The organism is Tropicimonas marinistellae (assembly GCF_001509585.1).
Taxonomy (GTDB): domain Bacteria; phylum Pseudomonadota; class Alphaproteobacteria; order Rhodobacterales; family Rhodobacteraceae; genus Tropicimonas; species Tropicimonas marinistellae.
This window is the reverse complement of sequence record NZ_LNCI01000007.1, coordinates 237,578-259,041: the sequence shown is the minus strand read 5'-3', so window position 1 is coordinate 259,041 and position 21,464 is coordinate 237,578. Positions and strand designations below refer to the sequence as shown.

At 61.3% G+C, this 21,464-nt stretch carries 20 protein-coding genes; 15 read left to right on the top strand and 5 right to left on the bottom strand.

The features are described from left to right. The first annotated feature begins 96 nt into the window (after window positions 1–96). From ARC39_RS16435 to ARC39_RS16420, 4 genes are all read left to right on the top strand, one after another. Window positions 97–1,056, top strand: coding sequence for a cupin domain-containing protein (locus tag ARC39_RS16435; RefSeq protein WP_068115921.1), 960 nt, complete (start codon window positions 97–99; stop codon window positions 1,054–1,056). Window positions 1,057–1,150: 94 nt separating this feature from the next. Next, a complete protein-coding gene (locus ARC39_RS16430; RefSeq protein ID WP_068115920.1) occupies window positions 1,151–2,284 on the top strand; it encodes a cobalamin-independent methionine synthase II family protein in 1,134 nt (377 codons plus the stop codon). Beyond that, the gene (locus ARC39_RS16425) at window positions 2,281–2,973 is read left to right on the top strand and encodes an alpha/beta fold hydrolase (protein WP_068115919.1); all 693 of its coding nucleotides are present in this window, start codon (window positions 2,281–2,283) and stop codon (window positions 2,971–2,973) included. Before ARC39_RS16430 ends, ARC39_RS16425 begins: the two co-directional genes overlap by 4 nt. Beyond that, window positions 2,973–3,668, top strand: a complete 696-nt coding sequence (locus ARC39_RS16420; RefSeq protein ID WP_068115918.1) for an RraA family protein — start codon at window positions 2,973–2,975, stop codon at window positions 3,666–3,668. Before ARC39_RS16425 ends, ARC39_RS16420 begins: the two co-directional genes overlap by 1 nt. 74 nt (window positions 3,669–3,742) lie before the next feature. Here ARC39_RS16420 and ARC39_RS16415 read toward each other — a convergent pair whose 3' ends face one another. Together ARC39_RS16415 and ARC39_RS16410 are read right to left on the bottom strand one after the other, a co-directional pair. After that, the gene (locus ARC39_RS16415) at window positions 3,743–4,561 is read right to left on the bottom strand and encodes a DUF2189 domain-containing protein (RefSeq protein WP_068116056.1); all 819 of its coding nucleotides are present in this window, start codon (window positions 4,559–4,561) and stop codon (window positions 3,743–3,745) included. 341 nt (window positions 4,562–4,902) lie between these two features. Then, window positions 4,903–5,709 carry an MBL fold metallo-hydrolase gene (locus ARC39_RS16410; protein ID WP_068115917.1) on the bottom strand — a complete coding sequence of 269 codons (807 nt, stop codon included), beginning with the start codon at window positions 5,707–5,709 and terminating at the stop codon, window positions 4,903–4,905. A 97-nt stretch (window positions 5,710–5,806) separates the two neighbouring features. Between ARC39_RS16410 and ARC39_RS16405 the strand changes: the two genes are divergently transcribed. From ARC39_RS16405 to ARC39_RS16360, 10 genes are all read left to right on the top strand, one after another. Further along, window positions 5,807–6,694, top strand: coding sequence for a GlxA family transcriptional regulator (locus ARC39_RS16405; protein ID WP_068115916.1), 888 nt, complete (start codon window positions 5,807–5,809; stop codon window positions 6,692–6,694). A gap of 375 nt (window positions 6,695–7,069) precedes the next feature. Beyond that, the gene (locus ARC39_RS16400) at window positions 7,070–8,098 is read left to right on the top strand and encodes an NAD(P)-dependent oxidoreductase (RefSeq protein WP_068115915.1); all 1,029 of its coding nucleotides are present in this window, start codon (window positions 7,070–7,072) and stop codon (window positions 8,096–8,098) included. Further along, window positions 8,095–9,066: a Gfo/Idh/MocA family protein gene (locus tag ARC39_RS16395; protein WP_068115914.1), complete on the top strand. Its 972-nt coding sequence runs from the start codon at window positions 8,095–8,097 to the stop codon at window positions 9,064–9,066. The genes ARC39_RS16400 and ARC39_RS16395 overlap by 4 nt, the downstream gene beginning before the upstream one ends. A 188-nt stretch (window positions 9,067–9,254) precedes the next feature. Next, window positions 9,255–10,313, top strand: coding sequence for a LacI family DNA-binding transcriptional regulator (locus ARC39_RS16390; protein ID WP_068115913.1), 1,059 nt, complete (start codon window positions 9,255–9,257; stop codon window positions 10,311–10,313). Between the two features lie 23 nt (window positions 10,314–10,336). Further along, complete coding sequence (locus tag ARC39_RS16385) at window positions 10,337–11,593, top strand: sugar ABC transporter substrate-binding protein (protein WP_068115912.1); 1,257 nt, start codon at window positions 10,337–10,339, stop codon at window positions 11,591–11,593. Between the two features lie 69 nt (window positions 11,594–11,662). After that, window positions 11,663–12,736 (top strand): carbohydrate ABC transporter permease, encoded by a 1,074-nt coding sequence (locus ARC39_RS16380; RefSeq protein WP_068115911.1) that lies wholly within the window; start codon window positions 11,663–11,665, stop codon window positions 12,734–12,736. Then, complete coding sequence (locus tag ARC39_RS16375; RefSeq protein WP_068115910.1) at window positions 12,736–13,617, top strand: carbohydrate ABC transporter permease; 882 nt, start codon at window positions 12,736–12,738, stop codon at window positions 13,615–13,617. Before ARC39_RS16380 ends, ARC39_RS16375 begins: the two co-directional genes overlap by 1 nt. Window positions 13,618–13,621: 4 nt before the next feature. After that, the gene (locus ARC39_RS16370; RefSeq protein ID WP_068115909.1) at window positions 13,622–14,617 is read left to right on the top strand and encodes a glycoside hydrolase family protein; all 996 of its coding nucleotides are present in this window, start codon (window positions 13,622–13,624) and stop codon (window positions 14,615–14,617) included. A 4-nt stretch (window positions 14,618–14,621) separates the two neighbouring features. Beyond that, window positions 14,622–15,695, top strand: coding sequence for an ABC transporter ATP-binding protein (locus tag ARC39_RS16365; RefSeq protein WP_068115908.1), 1,074 nt, complete (start codon window positions 14,622–14,624; stop codon window positions 15,693–15,695). A gap of 173 nt (window positions 15,696–15,868) precedes the next feature. Beyond that, window positions 15,869–16,900 carry an aldo/keto reductase gene (locus ARC39_RS16360; protein ID WP_068115907.1) on the top strand — a complete coding sequence of 344 codons (1,032 nt, stop codon included), beginning with the start codon at window positions 15,869–15,871 and terminating at the stop codon, window positions 16,898–16,900. Window positions 16,901–17,222: 322 nt separating this feature from the next. On the opposite strand, the gene ARC39_RS16355 is transcribed toward ARC39_RS16360, so the two are convergent. From ARC39_RS16355 to tcuA, 3 genes are all read right to left on the bottom strand, one after another. Beyond that, a complete protein-coding gene (locus ARC39_RS16355; protein ID WP_068115906.1) occupies window positions 17,223–17,849 on the bottom strand; it encodes a LysE family translocator in 627 nt (208 codons plus the stop codon). Between the two features lie 88 nt (window positions 17,850–17,937). Then, window positions 17,938–19,071, bottom strand: a complete 1,134-nt coding sequence (gene tcuB, locus ARC39_RS16350) for a tricarballylate utilization 4Fe-4S protein TcuB (protein ID WP_078059322.1) — start codon at window positions 19,069–19,071, stop codon at window positions 17,938–17,940. Continuing rightward, window positions 19,061–20,446, bottom strand: a complete 1,386-nt coding sequence (gene tcuA, locus ARC39_RS16345) for an FAD-dependent tricarballylate dehydrogenase TcuA (protein ID WP_068115905.1) — start codon at window positions 20,444–20,446, stop codon at window positions 19,061–19,063. The genes tcuB and tcuA overlap by 11 nt, the downstream gene beginning before the upstream one ends. Window positions 20,447–20,525: 79 nt before the next feature. Between tcuA and ARC39_RS16340 the strand changes: the two genes are divergently transcribed. After that, entirely contained in the window at window positions 20,526–21,455 is a 930-nt protein-coding gene (locus ARC39_RS16340; RefSeq protein WP_068115904.1) for a LysR family transcriptional regulator, read from the top strand. The last annotated feature ends 9 nt before the right edge of the window (window positions 21,456–21,464 follow it).

Sequence of the window (21,464 nt, the reverse complement as noted above, 5' to 3'; positions counted from 1 at the left end):
AAGCCTGCGCGCGCGTCGATTGAACCTGCGCCCACCGGGGCGGCGCCGACGACGCGCTACACCTTCCGGCTATTCTGATTTCATTGGACCAATAGAATGACATCCATCGAAAACCGCATCGTCCGCTACGGCGAACTCAAACCCTGCAAGACGGCCTTCATCGACGCTCATACGCCTGGCTCGGACCAAAAGGAAAACTTCACCATTATCGGCGGCGGCGTTTCGGAGAGCGCCGACCAGCATGTCCACATCACCGAGACGCCTGGCTTTAATATCGGTGCAGCGGGCCAGCCGCCGAAATGCCGAAACTCGCTGCATTCGCACACAACCGCCGAGGTGTTCTTCGTGCTCAAGGGGCGCTGGCGGTTCTTCTGGGGCCGCTACGGCACGGCGGGTGAGTTTGTCGCCGAGGAGGGGGATATCTTCAACATTCCAACCGGCATCTTCCGGGGCTTCGAGAATATCGGCACCGATTACGGGATGATCATGGCCGTGCTCGGCGGTGACGATGCCGGCGGCGGGGTGACATGGGCGCCTCAGGTGATCGAGGATGCCGCCGATCACGGGCTGGTTCTGGCGGAGACGGGTCGGCTTTACGATACCAAGAAGGGAGAGAGCCTTCCCGAGGGCGTGAGGCCGATGCCGCTGCTTTCGGAGGAAGAGTTGAAGGCCTATCCGGAAGTGCCGGTCGAGGGCGTGATCCGGGACTATGTGGCCCGCTATTGGGACCTTATGGCGTTGGCCGCGAAGAAGCCGGCCAAAGTGATCGGCATGGATGCACTTCTCAAGGACCGCCCCGGTTTCGCGGTCGATTTCCTGACCCGGGGCTCTATTCCCGACGAGATGCACAGCCATGACAAGCACACGGTTCTGATGCCGGTGCGGGGCCATTGGAAACTGCGGTGGGAGCGTGGCGAGACGGTCCTGGCCCCGGGAGACACGGCGCTTCTCAATCCGGGCGAAACGCATGCGCTGGCTCCGTCGATGACCGGCGAAGCCAGCCTCTATCGCGTCACCGCGACAGACGATCCCGCCGGGGCGACCTGGGCCGGATAAGGAGGAGAGGCGCGCCGGCGGGGCATCGAGCCCCGCCAGCGCGCGGGACCTTCCGTCCCATCAGCGGCCGGGCGACCCAACGGAGGAGAGAGTGATGACCCGTATTGCAACCACGCATGTCGGCAGCCTGCCGCGCAGCCAGGCGGTCGTGGATTTCATTTTTGCCCGGGAGCGGGAGGAGCCCTATGACTCCGAAGGCTTTGACGCCTGCATGCGCATGGCCGTTTCGGAGACGGTGCGCCGGCAACGCGAGGCAGGAATTGACATCGTCAGCGACGGCGAGACATCCAAGATTTCCTACGCGACCTATGTAAAGGACCGCTACACCGGGTTCTCGGGCGATTCCCCGCGAAATGCGCCGGCCGACCTGAAGATGTTCCCGGGTTTCCTCAAACGTATCGCCGAAGAGGGCGGTACGCCGCAATATGCGCGCCCGATGTGCACCGGCGAGGTGCGCTCCAAGGGCCAAGGCGAACTGGAGAAGGACATTGCCAACCTGAAGGCGGCGATGGCCGAGCATGGGGCCGAGCGGGGTTTCATGAACGCGGCTTCGCCGGGGGTGATTTCCCTCTTCCTGCAGAACGACCACTATCCGAGCCGGGAGGCGTATCTTGCCGCGCTTGCCGACGCGATGAAGGCGGAATACGAGACCATTGTTGCAGCAGGACTCGACCTGCAACTGGACTGCCCCGACCTTGCCCTGTCGCGTCATATGCTCTTCACGGATCTGAGCGACGAGGAATTCCTCAAGGTCGCGGCGGCACATGTCGAGGCGCTCAACCATGCACTCGCCGATGTACCCGAGGAGAAGGTCCGCATCCACATCTGCTGGGGCAACTACGAGGGCCCGCATTGCTGTGATATTCCGATGGACAAGGTTTTTTCGACACTGATGTCGGCAAAGGCGCGGTATGTGCTCTTCGAAACGTCAAACCCGCGCCATGGGCATGAATGGACGGTGTTCCGTGACCGGAAGTCCGAAATCCCGGAGGATAAGGTGCTGGTCCCGGGCGTTGTCGATACGACCACCAACTTCGTTGAGCATCCGGACCTCGTGGCGCAGCGGCTCGCAAGGTTCATTGACATCGTCGGTGCAGAACGTGTGATCGCCGGCTCCGATTGCGGCTTCGGCACCTTCGCAGGCTTCGGAGCCGTCGATCCGGACGTCGCCTATGCCAAGCTTGCCGCGCTCGCGGAGGGGGCGGCCCTCGCATCGGCACAGGCATGACGCCGCTCGTCCTTCTTCCCGGCATGATGTGCGATGCGCGGCTCTTCGGGCCGCAGTTTGCGGCATTCTCCGGACGCGTTCCGCTGGTGAGCTTTCCGATCGGGAACGCGGCCAGTATGGCGCAACTGGCGCGTGGCGTGTTGAAACACGCCCCACCACGCTTTGCATTGGCGGGTCTCTCGATGGGGGGTATCCTCGCGATGGAGATCGTCCGGCAGGCGCCGAACCGCGTGGATCGTCTCGCCCTTCTCGACACCAACCCGCTGGCGGAGCAGGACGCATTCCGAGAGCGCCGGCTGGAACAGATCGCACGCGTCCGCCACGGCCACCTGCGAAGCGTCATGCGCGACGAGATGAAGCCGAACTACCTGGCGCAGGGGCCTGATCGGGATCGCATTCTTGAGCTGTGCATGGAAATGGCACTCGGACTTGGACCCGAGGTCTTCGTAAACCAATCTTTGGCTCTGCGAGACCGACCCGACCAGCGCGAAACCCTGCGTGGCTACGCTGGCCAGGCGCTTATCCTGTGCGGCGGGGAGGACAGGCTCTGCCCCGTGGAGCGTCATGAACTGATGCGGAACCTGATCGCCGGAAGCCACCTCGTGGTCGTGCCCGGCGCAGGGCATCTGACAACACTCGAGAAACCGGATGAAACGAACGCGGCGATTGCCGCGTGGCTGGAGGCCTGATGGACAAGACCCTGCTGGAACTGCTGCGTTCCGTCGACACACCGACTGTCTGCAACGCGATCGAGGTCGCCCAGGGAATGCGCGGCTTCGACGCGTTTACCCGTGGGACGATGCTGTGCTCGTCCGCTGAAGGCGCTCCGATCGTCGGATATGCGCGAACCGCGAAGATTTCCGCAAAGGCGCCCCCTTCCGAGCCCCCCGAGACCATTCGGGCGCGTCGGATGGCCTATTACAGCTACATGGCGGACGCGGTTCTACCGGCTGTCTGTGTCATCGAGGATATCGATTACCCCGATTGTGTCGGCGCCTATTGGGGGGAACTCAACACAACGGTGCACAAGGGGTTCGGCCTGTCCGGCGCCCTCACCAATGGAGTCATGCGCGACCTGGGAGATCTGCCCGACGGTTTCCCTGTCGTGGCCGGGTCCGTCGGTCCGAGCCATGCCTTTGTCCATATCACCGACATCGACTGCCCGGTCGACGTCTTCGGGTTGAGGGTTCTTCCCGGCAATCTGGTCCATGCCGATCGGCATGGTGCCGTGGTTATCCCCGACGATGTTGCCCATGTGCTTGGCTCCGCGATCAGGACGACTCAGGCCAATGAGCGGATTGTTCTGGATGCAGCAGCTCGCGAGGGGTTCGACTTCGCCGCCTTCGAGCAGGCTTGGCGCGAGTTCGAACGCAGGAGAACATAGGCCGTCCGCCGACGGACCGTCGGTCGCTACGAATGAAAAATGCACCGACTTAGAAATGGAGATGGCGGGATGAATCACCCCTCCGCCGGTGCTACGGCCCGCTGATAGAGATGCCACGTGGTGTGGCCAAGGATCGGCAGGGTGAAGATCAGGCCGAGAAATGCCGGAACCAGCGACAACAGCATGGTGACCGTGATGATTGCCGCCCAGGTGAGCATGACCACCGGGTTCTCCTTCACCACGCGGATGGAGGTGATCATGGCGGAGATGAAATCCATCTCCCGGTCGAGCAGCATCGGCATGGCGACGACGGTTGCCGAGAACAGGACCGCCGACAGGAAGGCGCCGACGCAGGTGCCGATCAATAGGAAGGTCCAGCCCTGCGGTGTGAAGAAAACGGTGTTCACGAAGCCATCGAGATCAGAGAAGGACGAGTGCTGCAGGGTGATTACCAGCACGGTCCGGAACTGGTAAAACCATACCCACAGGATGAACAGCGTGACAAAGGCCATCCAGCCCATCTCGCGCTTGCGTTGATTGGCCATGACGGTGAGAATGTCCGGCCAACCGAAGCTTTCCCCCGTCTGCAACCGGCGGGACATTTCGTAGAGCCCGGCGGCGGCGAAGGGGGCGACCAGTGGAAAGGCGATCACGGCGGGAATGATCATCCAGATCTTGCCGAGCCAGACGAGGCACCAGACGAGCAGGATTCCGAATACCGCATAGAACAGGCCGAAGAAGCCGCTCATGACAGGGCGGGCCAGAAAGTCCGAAAAACCGGCCTTCAGCGACTCCCTGATATCCTCCGCCGTCACCTCGTTGACCTCGGGCATGGTCGACTGTGGCGGCGTCGGGTTGTCCGGCGGTGTGGACCCTGTGGTCTCGGATGTCATGACATACTCCTCCCAAAGCATGGCGGCGCTCTGTTCCGTTTGCCAACAGATCCAGCGGTGAAACAGACATCCCTCATCCGCAGGCAAGTTTGCATCAGGTCAGGCATAAGGGCAATGTTGAGCATGGAATCCGAGTCCGCGCCCCGGATGTCGGCACACGGTCTATCGCAAGGCGCACACGAGCTTACCACCGCTCAACCGCAGTTGGCTCCGCCCGAGATCCAATTGGCATCGATACGGTCGCGCGCGCGAGCTACGCGGTCATTCGTCGGCTGAACTCCGGTTCGGACGCCGCCTGCGGCTGTGGATGTCGACAGGTCGGTTCGACCACTGGAGCGATGTCACATGGGGACGAAACGAAACTCCGCGCCCTCGGCAACAACCTTTCCGACACCGGGAAAAGCAAAATGGGTCGCCGCAATGGTGCAGTTTTTTTCCACGCAATCTTGCAGCAGGGCGCGCCGGGTAGTCACGGCCTGGTCCTTGTTGCTGTCCAACGCATAGGACACCTCTGGCTGAGCGAATTGCAGGTCCTCCGATACGATGGCGTCTCCGATTATCAGAAGGGTCTCTTCCCCGGACTGCAGGCGCAGACCCGAATGTCCCGGTGTGTGGCCCGGCAGATCCAGCAGGACAACGTCGGGTGCGATCTCACTTTCGCCGTCGTGGAGCACGACGCGGTCTGCGAAGCCGCTTGCGACCTGTTGAATCATCTGGACCATGGCGCGGATGTCTTCCGGCACGGCGTCTGCGAGACCGTCCTGTGTCCAGAATTCCCACTCGGTCCGAGCGACGTGGATTCTGCAACCGGGAAACGCCCGTGCATCGGCCAGCCCGCCCAAATGGTCGGCGTGCATGTGGGTCAGAACAATATCGGTGGGGTTTTCTTTCTTAATGTCGCCCCATGCCAGGCCCGTGTCCGGGAACATCTGCTTCAGGGCGTCTGCGGATCCGGTATCGACGAGGATTCTCCTGTCTCCGCTCCGAATGAACCAGAGATTGGCGCCGATTGTGATCGTATCAGCGAGGGCGTCCGCAACGTCCTGCGGAATGTTGGTGAAGTAGCCGGTGGGCAGGTCGAAGTGACCGTCGTTCAGGATGGTCAACTCGAACGCGCCGAATTCTAGGTGCCGGATAGGTGCGGGCATGTCGTTCTCCTCGTGACTTCAGGAGTGGATATGGCAAAGGTCCAGCGCCGCAGCTATTGTCGCAGAAGACAATAAATTTGCAGAATACGCCAATATCGTGCCCAAACGATCCTCACCCGTCATCCTGGCCTATCCCGGCGCGATGCAATCGTCCGTTTTGGGCCTCTCCGACATGCTGAGCTTTGCCGGTTTATCACCGACCCTGGTTGCGCAGGAAGCAGAGAAGGCTGATTCAGCGGGAGCGATCATCCTTCCGCCCGCTGCGCACCAGCCGGATCCGGGAACCGCGCCATGGATACCCGAGTGGCTTCGAAGCTGCGCCAGAGACGGTGTTCTTGTTTGTTCCGCCTGCGTCGGCGTTACGTGGATTGCTGCGGCGCAACTCGACGCTGGCCGGGCGGTGACGACTCACTGGGGAATTGGATCCGAGATCCGCAAGCAATGGCCGGACCTGAATGTCGATACAGACAGGTTGGTGATCGAATACACCGATCTCGTGACGGCCGGCGGCTTGATGGCCTGGATCGACCTCGCACTCATCGTGATCGAACGACTGTCCGGGCACGACGCCATGCTTGCAACCGCCCGCCACTTCGTTGTCGATCCCGGGCGACGGGACCAGAGACGCTTCCAACGCTTCAATCCGATCACAAACCACGGCGACGCCATGGTTTTGCGCGCGCAACAGATCCTGGAGAAAGGCATTCAGACCCGGCTGCCAGTTCCAGATCTGGCCGCTCTGGTGGGTTTGTCCCCGCGAAGCCTGCAACGACGGTTCACGGATGCCACGGGTCTCAGCCTGACGACCTACATGCAGAAACAACGCATTGAGCAGGCCAAATCCCTCTTGGCGGATTCCAATGACAGTGTTGCCAAGATTTCGGCGGCGGTCGGCTATGGCGATGTTCCGGCATTCCACCGTGTTTTTCTCAACCACGTGGGGATCACACCTGCTGGATTTCGCAAATCCGTGCGGCAGATGTGAGAGGCGGTGCGGTGTCGGAACGTTGTGTCGCGGCAGCCGTGATTTCGCCAGCAGTTGAACCGAACATGATGGTGAAACTCGAACAAGCGCTGTTCCCAAACCGGCCTCCCGGCAAAAAGCATGGCGGTTTCTTCGCCATTCCGACGGAGGAGCAAAGCGCATCAATTTCTTCCCCCGGCGACGGTCAGCTCTACTCTTCGCTTCGCCCTGACCGGCCCGAATCTCAGCGGCGGATTGACTTATTTAGTGAATCGGGGGATGACATCGATAACATGTCATCGGTGTCATGGCCGAGTCGGCGATCGTCGAGCAGCGGCCGATGCTGGCCCGAACAGCGTACTGACAGGTCGCTTCTGCTCGGATTGGAGGAGTATCATGCCGAAACCTCGTCTCATACTCGACCAGCATTTTCGACAGGTCGAAGAGCTGTTCAGCCCTACTTCCTATGACGAACTCGGCCAGATGTGCGAGATCGTTGGTGGACAGAACTGGCGGATGGATCGCAGGAAGCTGGAGAAGGCCTTGCCGGGTGCGACCTTTCTTGTGGCGAGCAAGCCCGAGCTGACGTCCGAGCTGATCACCACCGCCCCGAACCTGAAAGCCACAATCGAGGTGTCCGGCGCATTTCAGGCCGGCCTCGACTACACCGCCTGCTTCGACCGTGGGATCGAGGTCCTCTCCTGCATGCCCGGCTTCATGTACTCGGTCGCCGAAATGGCGCTCGGTATGATTGTCGCCGGCGCACGCGGGCTGGTGTCCGAACATGAAAATTTCCGCCGGCGGTCGGAAAACTGGCTCGCTGATAACCCACTCACGGATTTCACGCTCTACGGCCAGAAGGTCGGGTTCGTCGGCTACGGTGCAATCGCGCGGGAAACGCACAGGTTGCTTGCCTCGTTCGCGCCTGTCGTCCAAGCGTATGACCCTTGGCTTTCCGAAAACGAAGCCGGCGTACCGCTGGTTGCACTCGAAGAGGTCATGACACAAAACCGCGTCGTGGTCATTGCGGCGTCGCCGACGGCGGAGAACGAGGCGATGATCTCGGCCGAACTGGTTGGAAAAATCCGGGCCGGGACGCTCGTTGTACTCATCAGCCGCGCCCATTGCGTGGACTTTCCGGCGATGGTTGCCGCTGCGAAGACAGGGCAGATCCGGTTTGCCACCGACGTCTTTCCCGATGAACCGATCCTTCTCGACGATCCGATCCGCGATCTTCGCAACGTGATCCTTTCGCCGCATCGTGCGGCGGCGGTACCGGGTGGGCGGCAGCCGATCGGCGACATGATCGTGGATGATGTTCGTGCCATCCTGGAAGGACGCCCTGAGCGGAAGCTGAAACCCGCAAACCCCGCCCACGTGGCAAGTCTCGCGGCAGCGGTCAAACCGTTGAAGATGCTCGAATGAACTGGCGGTGGGGGATACTGGCAACCGGCAATATCGCCGGTTCGATGGCGGAGGCGCTTGCGCAGGTGCCCGGCGCCGAACGCCTTGCCGTTGCATCGCGCGACCTGACGAAGGCCGAGGACTTTGCGCAGAAATGGGGAGTCCAACGTGCCTACGGGAGCTATGAAGCGCTCCAGGCCGATTCCGATGTGGACGTTGTCTATGTCGCCACCCCGAACGCCTTGCATCCTGAGAATGTCCTGGCCTGCCTCGAAGCGGGAAAGCACGTTCTCTGTGAGAAGCCGATGACCAGTTCGTCGGCCGATACGCAGCTTTGCGTCGAGACGGCCCGTGGAAAGGGGCTGTTCCTGATGGAGGCCATGTGGACCCGCTTCCTCCCTGCTCTGAAGCAGGCGAAGGCGGTCATTGCCGAGGGCCGCATCGGGGAGCCGTTCCTGATCCGGGCCAACGCAGTCGTCTGGAGGGACCCTCTGAATTGGCCCAACCTGTTCAATCCCGCGCTTGGCGGCGGTGCTATGCTGGATCTTGGGGTTTATCCGTTGGCGGTGGCCCAGTACCTCATGGGCGATATTGTCAGGGCAGAGGCCGAGATGTGTCGCGGCGAAACAGGCGTGGACATACTCTCGTTGCTCAATGTCCGCTTCGCTTCCGGCACGCTTGGGCAGCTTTCCTGTGGCTTTGCCGGTGACATGCCGGTGGTGTCCGAAGTGTTCGGCAGCAAGGGGCATATCCGGATATCGCCGCCGCTCTATCGCCCCACCCGGATCGAGATCGTGGCCGAGGGCACCAGCGAGATTCTTGACCTGGAGCCGGACGGGAACGGCTATGCGCACGAAGTTGTCGAGGTCCAACGCTGTCTGGATGCCGGCCTGACGGAGAGTCCCGCCATGCCTCTATCGCAATCGATCGATACGGCTCGCATCATCGAGGATCTATTGGCGGGACGGAGATTCGCCAAGAGAGCCTGATGCTTCCTCTGGGCCAAGAGTTTGAAAACGAAAGCCAGTAACCCCTGTCGCTGGCTTTTTTCGTCTCAAGTCGATTGCACCGTTTCAAGCAGTCATCAGGAAGATTGACACGCTGGCCGACCTTACGTTATGACAACGGTGTCATGTCATCGATGACATTGGCGAATCGTTCATGGGGAGGTGCCGAAATGGCTACGATTCACGATGTCGCCAAATCGGCCGGCGTCTCTGCCAAGACGGTCTCCCGAGTTCTGAACGGCGATGCGCCGGTTAACGTGAAAACCCGCGAGAAGATCGAGGCGGCAATGGCCGAGTTGGGGTATGTTCCCTCGGTTGCCGCGCGGATGATGCGCTCGAACAAGTCCGGGATAGTCGGGCTGATCACAGGGGCGATTTCCGGCGCCGAGGCGGATGGCAAGCCGGGCGGCCTGCCCGACCTACCGATCCTTCAGGGCATTCAGCAGGTGATGGCAAGCTCCGGAAAGACGCTGATGATCGCGGATACCGGCGGGCGGGCGGATGCGGTTTCCGGCCTGATCCGGACATTCCTTCAGTATAGGGTGGAGGGGCTGATCTATGTTGCGAAACATCATCAGAAGGTCGATTTGCCTCCGATCCCGACCGGCCAGAAACTGGTCTTGGCAAACTGTTTCGACGACGCCGGAACGCCCGCCGTCCTGCCAGACGACCGGGCCGGCCAGCGCGACCTCGTCGCGGATATCATCCGCGCTGGTCATCGGCGTATCGGCTATTTGGCCCTGCCGGTGGAGTTGCTGGCCGACAAACTAAGGCGTTCCGGCTACCGGGACGCGCTCGAAGCTGCCGGGCTGCCTTTCGATCCGGACCTCGTACGAACCGCAGAGGCCGAGTGGCGCGAAGGCGAGACGGCGGAACTCGAACAGGCTATCGACCATATGCTATCGCTGGCCAATCCGCCGACCGTGCTGTGCTGCGGCAATGACAAACTTGCGATGCAAACCTACGGGATCCTGAGATCACGGGGCATCGAAGTTCCCGGCCAGATGTCCATAGCGGGTTTCGACAATTACCGTCTGATTTCCGAGTCGCTCTATCCGCCGCTTACGACGGCTGAGCTTCCCTATCTCGCCCTGGGCGAGGCAGCAGCGCGACGCCTGCTCTCAATGCTCTCAAATGACGATGCCGTACCCGAAGACCCCACTTTGGTCTACGGGCCGGTCTTCTGGCGCAGCTCCGTGCTGCCGATCGACGCTGACGATACGAACTAAATTCAACCGGGAGGAGATACCGAATGAAACTCACCATTTCTGGAGCAATTGTTGCTTATGCAGCGGTCTCTGGCGCGGCCCTCGCGCAGACCGAACTGGCACTCTGGTACCACGGCGCAGGCAATGAGGAGGAGGCCGCCGTGCTCAACGGTGCCATCGAAGACTTCAACAACGCGCAGGGCGACTGGACGGTCGTTGTCGAGAGCTTCCCGCAGATCGCCTATAATGACTCGGTCGTGGCCGCGGCGTTGGCCGGCAACCTGCCCGATATTCTCGATATTGACGGACCCGTCATGCCCAACTGGGCCTGGTCCGGGTATCTGCAGCCGTTGCAAGTCGACGAAACGCTAGTGTCGAACTTCCTACCGTCCACCGTTGGCCGTTGGGACGGCGAGATCTACTCGGTCGGCTTGTGGGATGCCGCCGTGGCGATCATGACCAGACAGTCGACGCTGGACAAATACGGTATCCGCGTGCCGACGCTGGAAGAGCCGTGGTCCTTGGAGGAGTTCAACGCTGCGCTGGAGACGATCAAGGCCTCGGGCGACTTCGACTACCCGCTCGATCTCGGCACGGCCTGGACCGGCGAATGGTATCCCTATGCCTTCAGCCCGTTCCTGCAAAGCTTTGGCGGCGACATCGTGAACCGTGATGACTACCAGTCGGCCGACGGCGTGCTTAACGGTGACGCGGCCATCGCCTTTGGCGAGTGGTGGCAGTCGCTCTTCGCCAACGACTACGCCCCCGGTACCAGCCAGGACCCGGCCGTGCGCGACACCGGCCTGATCGACGGAAAGTACGCTATGTCCTGGAACGGCAACTGGGCCGCGACGCCGGTCCTCGATGCGTTCGGCGACGACACGCTGTTCTTGCCCGCACCGGACTTCGGTAATGGCTCGACCATTGGCGCAGGTTCCTGGCAATTCGGCATCTCGGCCACCTCTGCGCATCCCGACGGCGCCGCCGCCTTCATTGAGCACCTGATGCAGGACAAGTATACCGCCGCCTTCTCGGATACGCTGGGTCTCGTGCCGGCTACCCCCACGGCGGCGGCGCAGTCCAAGTACTATGCCGAGGGCGCACCGATGGAGGTGTTCTACGGCCTGTCCGAAGCCCAGGCGCTCGTGCGCCCGGTCACGCCCGGCTATGTTGTCGCGGCCAAGGTCTTCGAAAAAGCGCTGTCGGATATCGCCAACGGGGGCGATGTGATCGACACGCTCGATGCCGCAGTGGACGAGATTGACGCCGATATCGCGAAGAATGGCGGCTACGGCCACTAACCCAATTTTCCACCCAATCGGGCCCTGCCAAGCGGCAGGGCCCACCGGAAACTTCAAGGGGGGCCGACCATGGCGTCGAAGCTCACACAATCGAATAGTGCCGGATGGGCATTTGCGCTGCCCGGGTTCGGCCTCATTGCCCTCTTCATCGTCGTTCCGTTCTTCTTCGCCTTCGGCTTGTCGCTCACCAACCAGCGCCTGGTCTCGCCGAACCCCACCGAATTTGTCGGGCTGGCCAACTACAAAAACCTGCTTGGCGTGGGCATGATCACTCTGGAGCCGGAACGAAACGATGCGGGCGAGATCCTGCGCGGTCAGGATGGAGAGATCCAGTATCCGCGCGTCCGCAACTACACCCGTAAGAACCCGGACTATCCGCATCTCGACGGAATGCGCGAATGGTTCCGCTGGAGTTCGGGCGACAACGCGAAGGTTGTGCTCGCCAAGGACGTGGTCTTTGTGAAGGCGTTGAAGAACACGCTCACCTTCGTGGTGATTGTCGCGCCGCTGCAAGCCTCGCTCGCGCTCCTGCTGGCGTTGCTCATCAACCAGAAACTCCGCGGTATCAACGTCTTCCGGACAATCTACTTCATGCCGGTGGTCATCTCGATTGTTGTCGTCTCTCTGCTGTGGCGATTCATCTATTCCGGCGACAACGGCCTTTTGAACAATATCCTGGGTGCGTTGACGTTCGGTTTGTTCGAACCGGTTGACTGGCTGGGCCAACCCTCGACCGCGCTCGGGGCCATTATCGCCATGTCGATCTGGCAGGCGGTGGGCTTTCACATGGTGATCTGGCTGTCGGGCCTGCAAACGATCAGCCCAGTGCTCTACGAGGCAGCGCGGATCGAAGGCTCCAGCGCCTGGCAAACCTTCAAATACGTAACCTGGCCAGGGTTGCGCAACACCGCCGTGCTGATCCTCATCGTCATCACCATGCAGGCGTTCGCGATCTTCGCCCAGATCGACGTGATGACCAGCGGCGGTCCGCTCGACAGCACCCAGACGCTCGTCTTCCAGGCCGTGGAACGCGGCTATGGCAAGCAGGACATCTCGGGCGGCTCGGTGATCTCGGTGATCCTGTTCCTTATCGTTCTGTCGATCTCTCTTATCCAACGTTGGTTGACGCGGGAGAAAAACTGATGGCTGCCATCGATCCGTCCAACAGGGGCCTGCGCCTCGTCACCCGCTACCTCGTGCTCGGCCTCGTGGCGCTGGTGTTCATCTTTCCGGTCGTCTTCATGATCGTGTCGTCGCTGAAACCCGATCAGCAGCTTCTGACCGATACCGGCAGCCTGCGAGCCTTCCTGCCGGTGGGCGATATCAGCCTCGACAATTACTTCGCGGCCTTCGAACGCGCGCCGATCGGGAAGTTTGTCTTCAACTCGGTCTTGGTGACTGTCATCACGGTATCGCTGTCACTGTTTCTTTGCTCGCTTGCGGCCTTCTCCTTCACCTATCTCGAATGGTTCGGTCGCGCCGCGCTCCTTTCCGTGATCCTCGCGACCCTCATCATCCCCTTTGAGACCATTGCGATTCCGCTCCTTCTGCTGGTCTCCAAGCTGCCGTGGATCGGGGTCGAGGGCGTCACCTACGGCTGGCTCGACAGTTATCGGGTGCAGATCATCCCCTGGATTGCCGATGCGCTCACGGTTTTCCTTTTCGTGCAGTACTTCAAGGATCTGCCCCGCGAACTCATAGAGGCAGCAAGGGTCGAAGGGGCGACATGGTGGCAGATCTACTATCGCGTGGTGATGCCGCTTTCTGGCCCGGTGATCGCCACCGGCGCGATCCTGAAGACACTGAAGATGTACAACGAGCAATACATCTGGCCGCTGATATCGGTGCAATCGGAAACCTACCGCCCGGTGATGGTTGGCTTGCAGTACTTCTTCCAACTCCAGATCGCCTGGGGCGAGGTCATGGCCTACCTGACGATGATCACCGTACCGGTGCTGGCGTTCTACCTCGTGCTGCAACGCGCCTTCATCGCCTCCATCGCCTCGACCGGCGTCAAGGGATAACCGCATGACACTCCAACTCGACGACAAGTGGATCTGGGACAGCTGGTATGCCCACGACGGAGAGAAGTGGCATGGCTACTTCCTCCAGGCCGACAAGTCACTCGGCGACCCGGACCTGCGCCACTTCAACGTGAGCCAAGCGCATGCGGTCTCCGACGACCTCGTCAACTGGACCCATCTTGGCACCTGTTTCCGGCCGGCCGAGGGCGAGGCTTGGGACGATTACACGACCTGGACAGGCTCCGTGGTGCAGGATGACGACGGGCTGTGGCACCTCTTTTATACCGGTGCGAAACGCTCGGAGGAGGGGCTTTACCAGCGGATTGGTCATGCCACGTCGTCCGACATGCATTCCTGGCAGCGTGTGGGCGACGGTCTTTGCCTCGACCTCACTGGACAAAACGCGCGGTACTACGAGGCCGAGCATCAGGTTGGTTTCTGGCACGACCGAGCGATGCGCGACCCATGGGTGATGAAGGACCCGGAAGGGGAGGGTTGGCTGATGTATTTCACCGCCCGCCATGCCGGTGTCGACGAAGGTAATGCTGGCGGGACCATCGGCTTTGCGACCTCGCCCGATCTTGTGACCTGGGAGTTGCAGCCGCCGCTCCTTGCGACCGGAACCTATGGGCAGCTCGAAGTCCCGCAGGTCTTCGAAGTGAACGGTCTCTGGTACTGCCTCTTCTGCACTTCTGCCGGGCATTGGTCCCGGGCGCAGGAAGAGAAATGGGACAAACCGGTTACCGGCAATCACTACCTGATTTCCGACAGCCCGCGCGGCCCGTTCCAACTTCCTGACGCGCCATTTCTCGACGGAGACGTGCCCTGCAAGCGCTACGCGGCGCGCATCCTGGATACGGCGGCTGGCCTGATGATCCTAGGCTTTGCGGACGGCGGTCGCGAGGATTTCGGCGGCTACATCCTCGATCCCGTCCCGCTCTGGCAGGACACGAACGGAAATCTGACATTCACGGCGCCCGACAGCGTCACGGGGGAGTAAATCAATGGCAAACCTGTCCCTGCAAAATCTACAGAAAAGCTACGGCTCGGCCCACGTTATCAAGGGTGTCGATATCGAAATCGCCGATGGCGAGTTCACCGTCTTCGTCGGGCCGTCGGGCTGCGGGAAGTCCACCCTGCTACGAATGATCGCCGGGCTGGAGGACATCTCAGGGGGCGATCTCTATATCGGCGACCGCCAGGTCAACGAGGTCCAGCCCAAGGAACGCGGAATCGCCATGGTGTTCCAGTCTTACGCGATCTTTCCGCACATGACGGTGCGAGAGAACATCGGATTCGGTCTGACCATTGAGGGTGTGAAGAAGGACGAATGGAACGAGCGGGTGAACGAAGCCGCTCGCATCCTTCAGATGGAGCACCTGTTGGACCGCCGCCCGAGCCAGCTTTCGGGCGGGCAGCGCCAACGCGTCGCCATCGGCCGGGCCATTGTGCGCAAACCGGCTGTCTTCCTCTTCGACGAGCCGCTCTCCAACCTCGACGCTGCGCTCCGGATGGATATGCGGATGGAGATCGGGAAACTGCACAAGCAGCTCGACGCGACCATGATCTACGTGACCCACGATCAGGTCGAGGCGATGACTCTCGCCGACAAGATCGTCGTGCTCAAGGACGGCAAGGTGATGCAGATCGGCGCGCCGATGGAACTCTACCACAAACCAGCCAATCTCTTCGTTGCCCGTTTCATCGGTTCGCCCGCGATGAACCTGCTCGACGTTACGGTCGCCGAAAGCACCGCAACCGGGCATATCGTGCAGAATGGCTCGCTTGACCCGGTGGAGATTGCGACGGATACGCAGGCCAAGCCGGGCGACAAGTTGATCCTTGGCATCCGACCGCAATATCTCGACCCGTCGCATGACCCGTCTGCCGGGAAACTGCACGGCACGGTTTCGATCACGGAACGGCTCGGGACGGAAACCATCCTCGACCTAACCCTGACCGATGGCTCCAAGCTTGTTGCCGCCTTGCCGGAGGATGCGATTTTCAAGCCAGAAGAGACTGTTAGCCTTACCTTCGATCCCGCTCGCGCGCATCTCTTCCAACCGGAGGACGCCTAAAGGTCCAACCATGGCGGCGCCAGCTCCTTCTGCCTGGGCTCGCACCAGCACACGAAGTCGACGTGTTTCGCGATCGCGGTGATGGAGGCAAACGTCCGCGAAGCGCCGGGGATTATCCGCTTTGTACGGGTTGCGTGCGCGGCTAAATCTCCATGAAACGAGAGGAACCTAAAATGCAGTACCGGAAACTTGGTAGCAGCGGCGCAGTCGTGTCACATCTTGCGCTGGGTGCCATGACATTCGGCGACGAGGCCGACGAGGAAACATCGCGAAAGCTGATGAGCGACTATGTCGCCGCAGGCGGCAATTTCATCGATACCGCGGATGTCTACAGCGAAGGCCTGTCCGAAGAGATCGTCGGCCGGTGGCTGGCAGATCATTCGGCCGATGCCGACAAGGTCATTCTGACGACCAAGGCGCGCTTCCCGATGGGAGATGGTCCGAACGATCTCGGCCTGTCGCGCGTCCACCTGCACAAGGCGCTGAACGCGTCGCTCAAGCGGCTGGGGGTCGAATTCATCGATCTCTACCAGATGCATGCCTGGGACGCGCTGACACCGATCGAGGAGACGCTACGCTTCCTCGATGATGCGGTCAGCGCCGGCAAGATCGGCCATTACGGTTTCTCCAACTTCCTGGGCTGGCAACTCACCAAGGCCGTGCACGTGGCCAGGGCCGCAGGATTCTGTGCTCCGGTCACCTTGCAGCCGCAGTACAACCTGTTGGTGCGCGACATCGAGTTCGAGATCGTGCCCGCCGCACTCGATGCCGGGATCGGGCTCCTGCCATGGTCGCCCCTGGGCGGCGGCTGGCTCAGCGGAAAGTACCGCCGGGACGAGCCTCCCAGCGGCGCGACGCGGCTTGGCGAGGACCCGGACCGCGGCATGGAGGCCTATGGGCCGCGGGCGGCTCAGGAGCGCACTTGGGCCATCATCGACGCCGTCGCGCGGGTTGCCGAACGAAACGGTCGCCCAATGGCGCAGGTCGCGTTGGCCTGGTTGGCGGAACGTCCGGCGGTGACATCCGTCCTGATCGGCGCGCGCAATCAGACCCAGCTGGCCGACAACCTCGCGGCGGCCGACCTGAAACTATCTCCGGAGGATCTGGACCTGCTGAACACCGTCAGCGCGCCGCAGCACAATGTCTACCCCTACGGTGATCAGGCCGACCAGCAACGGCACCGGAATATCGCCGGCGGCCGATAGGGTCCCGGCTCTCACTCCTGAGAAGCGTGGCCGGTGCGCTAAAGCGTTTGCCGGAAAAGCCTAACTGAGACATGACCGGCTCTCTTGGAGCCTTGATCGCAGGCATTCATGCACTTTGGTCACCCACCTATCTCGTGGACGTGAGCGCCGTGCGAAAAAACTGGCTTCAACGTGTGCGATGGTGAGCTTTGTTAAAGGTCGGTTTTCGTACGAACTCATTATGACAACTCAGATCAGACAGCGCTGATGACTGCCGCATCGTGGCCCTTGGACATACATCTGATCCTAGAGAATTCGTTAGTTCAGTGCGTTTGGTAAGCGACTATCGAACGACGGACTTCAATCCAAGAAGAACGGCCGCGATAATCATGAACCCACCGCCTATTCGTTCGATCCAGGCCTTGGCGGGTCCCTTGAAACGCGCCGATACCCAACTCGCACCCGCCCCGTACACCGAAAGAAAACAGCCATCCATGACGATGTAGGTTGCTGACAATACGAGGAGTTGAGGCCAGAACGGTGCGTCGGGCTGAATGAACTGCGGGAACAGCGCCGCGAAGAACACGACGGCCTTCGGATTGGCGGCAGATGTCAGGAAACCCTGGAGCCAAAGGTGCCTCTGTGGCACCTCCGGTCGCTGTTCCCCAAGATGCGGGTCAGTCGGATCGGCTTTTCGGATCATGCGAATGCCAAGCCAGATCAGATAGGCCACGCCGGCCCATTTGATGACCGTCAACGCCACGCCGGAGGCAGCGATGACCGCCGCAAGGCCCAGTCCTGCCGCCAGCATTTGCAAGGCGTTTGCAGTCAGGTCTCCCGCGGCAGTCGCCAGTGAACGTCGGAAACCATGTGCTGCACTGTTGGAGAGCATGAGAAGTTGGCTCGGGCCAGGTGTGCTCATCAGGGCCAGAACCGTTGCGACGTAAACCAACCAGACTTCGAATGTCATCCCGCATTCCTCTCGCTTCAGGCCTCGTCGCCATAGCGGACGAATTGCATCGTAGGCAATGGCAGGCCGGACGGAGTATCGGGGCGCCCTAGGTTCTGTTTTCCTTCCCTGCTATCGGGTCCATGTGCCTCGAAAGCATGGAACTCAGATTGCTGTGCTCACTTTTCCTTTGAGCATCCCGCACCAGCGCGGCAAGGCGGTAGAAGCCATGGGCCATCTTGGTGAAGGGGGTGAGCAGGAAGAAGCTCAGGACCGAACCGAGGTGCAGGGCGAGCAGGAGCGGCATCAAACCGGTGCCGCCGACGGCGTAGAGCACCAGCCCGCTCACGGCGACGAAACAGAGCAAAAGGATGAAGCCCATGTCGCCGCCCCAAGCATTCTGGTCGCCCACATGGCGATCAGATGCGAGCTTGAGCCTGACCATCCACCCGGTGCCCCCAGCCAGCATCAGGCCGCCGGGGATGCCAAGGAGTTTCGGCAGAGAAAAGAAACCATAGGGCGCATGTAATCCGAACCCGTAGTGCATGATGGTGCCGGCGCTCGTTGCGGCAAAGCAGAGCAGGAAACCATACATCACCAACTGATGTGCGTAGCGGCGAGCGTGGGAGAAACGGTCTTCCTCCTCGAAGTTGCAGCCGTCGCCATGACCTGCGGCAAGGTCCTTCATCTTGGCGGCCATGCCGAGCCCACCCGCGATGTGCACCAGGCGAATGCGCTCGCCGCCGATTGTCTTCCAGAACTTCCGCAGGCTCACCGCAATGCTGACCAGAGGAAACAGGAATGCCGGGGCAAAAACCGCTACCATCGCATTGTGAGAAAGCGCCGCATAGAAGCCCTCGCCACCACCGTCCGAGCCCAAGGTATGGATCACCAGGAAGAGGAGCGCGAAGCCCGCAACCAGTGCGGCGGCAATGTAGGTGCCATTGGAGTGGAACTTCCGGGCAACGGAGGCCGGCCACGCATGACGCTCCCAGCTCTCCCGTCGCACCTCTGCAAGCGCCCTGGGCAGGTTCAGGTCGAACTCGTGCGGCGCGGTATACTGGCAGGCATAGTAGCAGCCGCGACAATTGTGGCAGAGGTTGGCAAGCTGGGTGAGGTTGCCGTCGGTGAAGAAGCGCTCCTGATGCAGCGCGGGAAAGACCGAGCAATAGCCTTCGCAATAGCGGCAGGCGTTGCAGATCTCCGCCTGCCGGCGGGCTTCCTGGATCAGATCACGCGGCATAAGCGGCGGCCTCCCGTCCTGCGATGCGTCCGAAGACGGTCCCGATGGTCATGCCGAAACCGGCGAGATAGCCCTGCCCGAGAATCGAGCCGGCCATGGTCTCGCCAGCGGCCCAGAGGTTCCTGATCTTGCCGTGCTCGGTGGAGCACTGGGCGTTGTCGTCCACCTTCAGCCCGAGATAGGTGAAGGTCACGCCGGTGCGCAGCGAATAGCCATAGAACGGCGGCTCGGTGATCGGGCGGGCCCAGTTGGTCTTGGGCGGCTCAATGCCCGTGGTGGCGACGCCGTCGAGTTCTGTCGGGTGGAATGCCGAGGTATCGCCGCAGGCGGTGTTGAATGTGTCAACGGTGCTGTGCAGCTTGTCCGCAGGCAAATCCATCATTCCCGCGAGTTCCTCCAGCGTATCCGCCTTCAGCGGCGGGAAAACGGAGGGCATGAAGAGCTCCAGCGACTTCGCGTCGATAATCACATAGCCCACCTGGTCCGGCTGGTTGGCTACGAGACGGCCCCAGATCGCGTAGCGCTTGGGCCAGACATCCTCGCCTTCATCGTAGAAGCGTTCTGCGTACTTGTTGACGACGATGGAGAAAGGCACGCAGTCGAGCCGGGTGACGATCCCGCCGTCGAATTTTGGCGCCCGCCCGTCGATGGCAACGGCGTGGCATTGTGTCGGGTCGCCAACCTGGCTCACGCCCTGCGCCAGCAAATCCGCGAGGACGACGCCGCGATTGTAGGGCGTACCGCGGATGAGGAAGTTCTTCGCCGGTTCGCCCCATGCGCGGGTGAGCCAGTCCGTGTCGGCCTGAAACCCGCCCGAGGCGACGATCACGGACCTGGGTTCGGTCCGGTGTTGCTGGTCTTTGTGGGTGTAGTCGACGCGGGTGATCTGGTCTCCGTCCAGTTCAAGATGGGTGACATGGGCCTCGTAGAGCACGTCCACTCCGAGTTTTTCGGCAGTGCGGTAGTAGGCGTTCACGAGGCTCTTGCCACCGCCCATGAAGAAGGCGTTTGTTCGCGCCAGCGACAGCGTGCCCGAGAGCGACGGCTGGAAGCGCACGCCGTGCTCCTCCATCCAGGGCAGGCATTCTTCCGATGTCCGAATGGCGAGCCGGGCGAGGTGTTCGTCGGTCTTGCCGCCGGTCACCTTCAGAAGGTCGGCGAAGTATTCTTCCTCGCTGTAGTCCTCCACCAGTGGTCCCAGCGGCCCGCCATGCATGCAGCGGAAATTGCGTGTGTGGCGTGAGTTTCCGCCGCGATAGGCTTTCGGTGAGGTCTCGAGGATCAACACGCGAGCCCCGGCTTCGGCAGCCGTCATGGCCGCACAGAGCGCCGCGTTGCCGCCACCAATCACCACGATGTCATACTGGCTGGTCATCGTCGTTTCCCTTGCTGACGTTCAGCTATCAATCCGGTTTTGATTTGACCAATGTTGGTTTGTGGAGAATTATTGCGACATGCGCATCAATTTTGATTTCGGTGATCTCGAAGCCTTTCTTGCCGTTCTGGAATCCGGTTCGTTCCACACGGCGAGCAGGGATCTTGGCCTGTCCCAATCGGCCGTAACGCGCCGGATCCAGAAACTCGAAACAGCGCTCGACTCGGAGTTATTTAAGCGCACCACGCGGGCGGTAAAGCCGACGTTGGCGGCAAAACGGTTGAAAACCCGGGCCGAGGCCATCCTCGAAGATGCCCGCGAAACCACGCTGGCTATGCGGGATGAAAGCGTAGCCCTCGCGCATCAACGCAATGCGGTCGTGACAATTGCGACCATCCCGACCGTGGTGTCCCGGCTCATGCCGGATGCGATCCGGCTATTCCGGCGATCAGGCAACTCCGCCCGCATACGGTTTCTGGATATGACAGCACATGAGGTCGCCGAGGCGGTCAGCCAGGGAGATGCGGATTTCGGGATCTGCTCGGTACCTGTCGAGGAGCGAAACACCGAATTCGAGCCGCTCTTCGATGACCCTATGGTGCTCGCCCTCCCGGCGACGCATGCCCTGACGGGCGCTCAGGACATCGGCTGGCATGATCTCGCGAACGAAGCGCTGGTCCTGCCAGCACGCGGCACCGGCAACAGGCTCCTGATCGACGACGCCATGGCCCGTGCCCGGCGGGGACATTTCTGGACGTTCGAAGTTCACCGCACGACCACGGCACTCGACCTTGTTGCCGGTGGTTGTGGCATTGCCATCTTGCCCAGATCCGCGATGACCACAGGGTACAAAGGCATCATCGCACTGCGCCAGATGCCAGCACCGGCGATCATCCGTCCTATTGGCATTCTCTCCCGCGTGGAGCAGGCCAAGCGGCGCCAGGTTGAAGCCCTCCGGCAAGCGGTGCGCATGGCGGTCGGCGGCAGCCCGGAGCAAAGGGCCACGTAGCACCCGTTC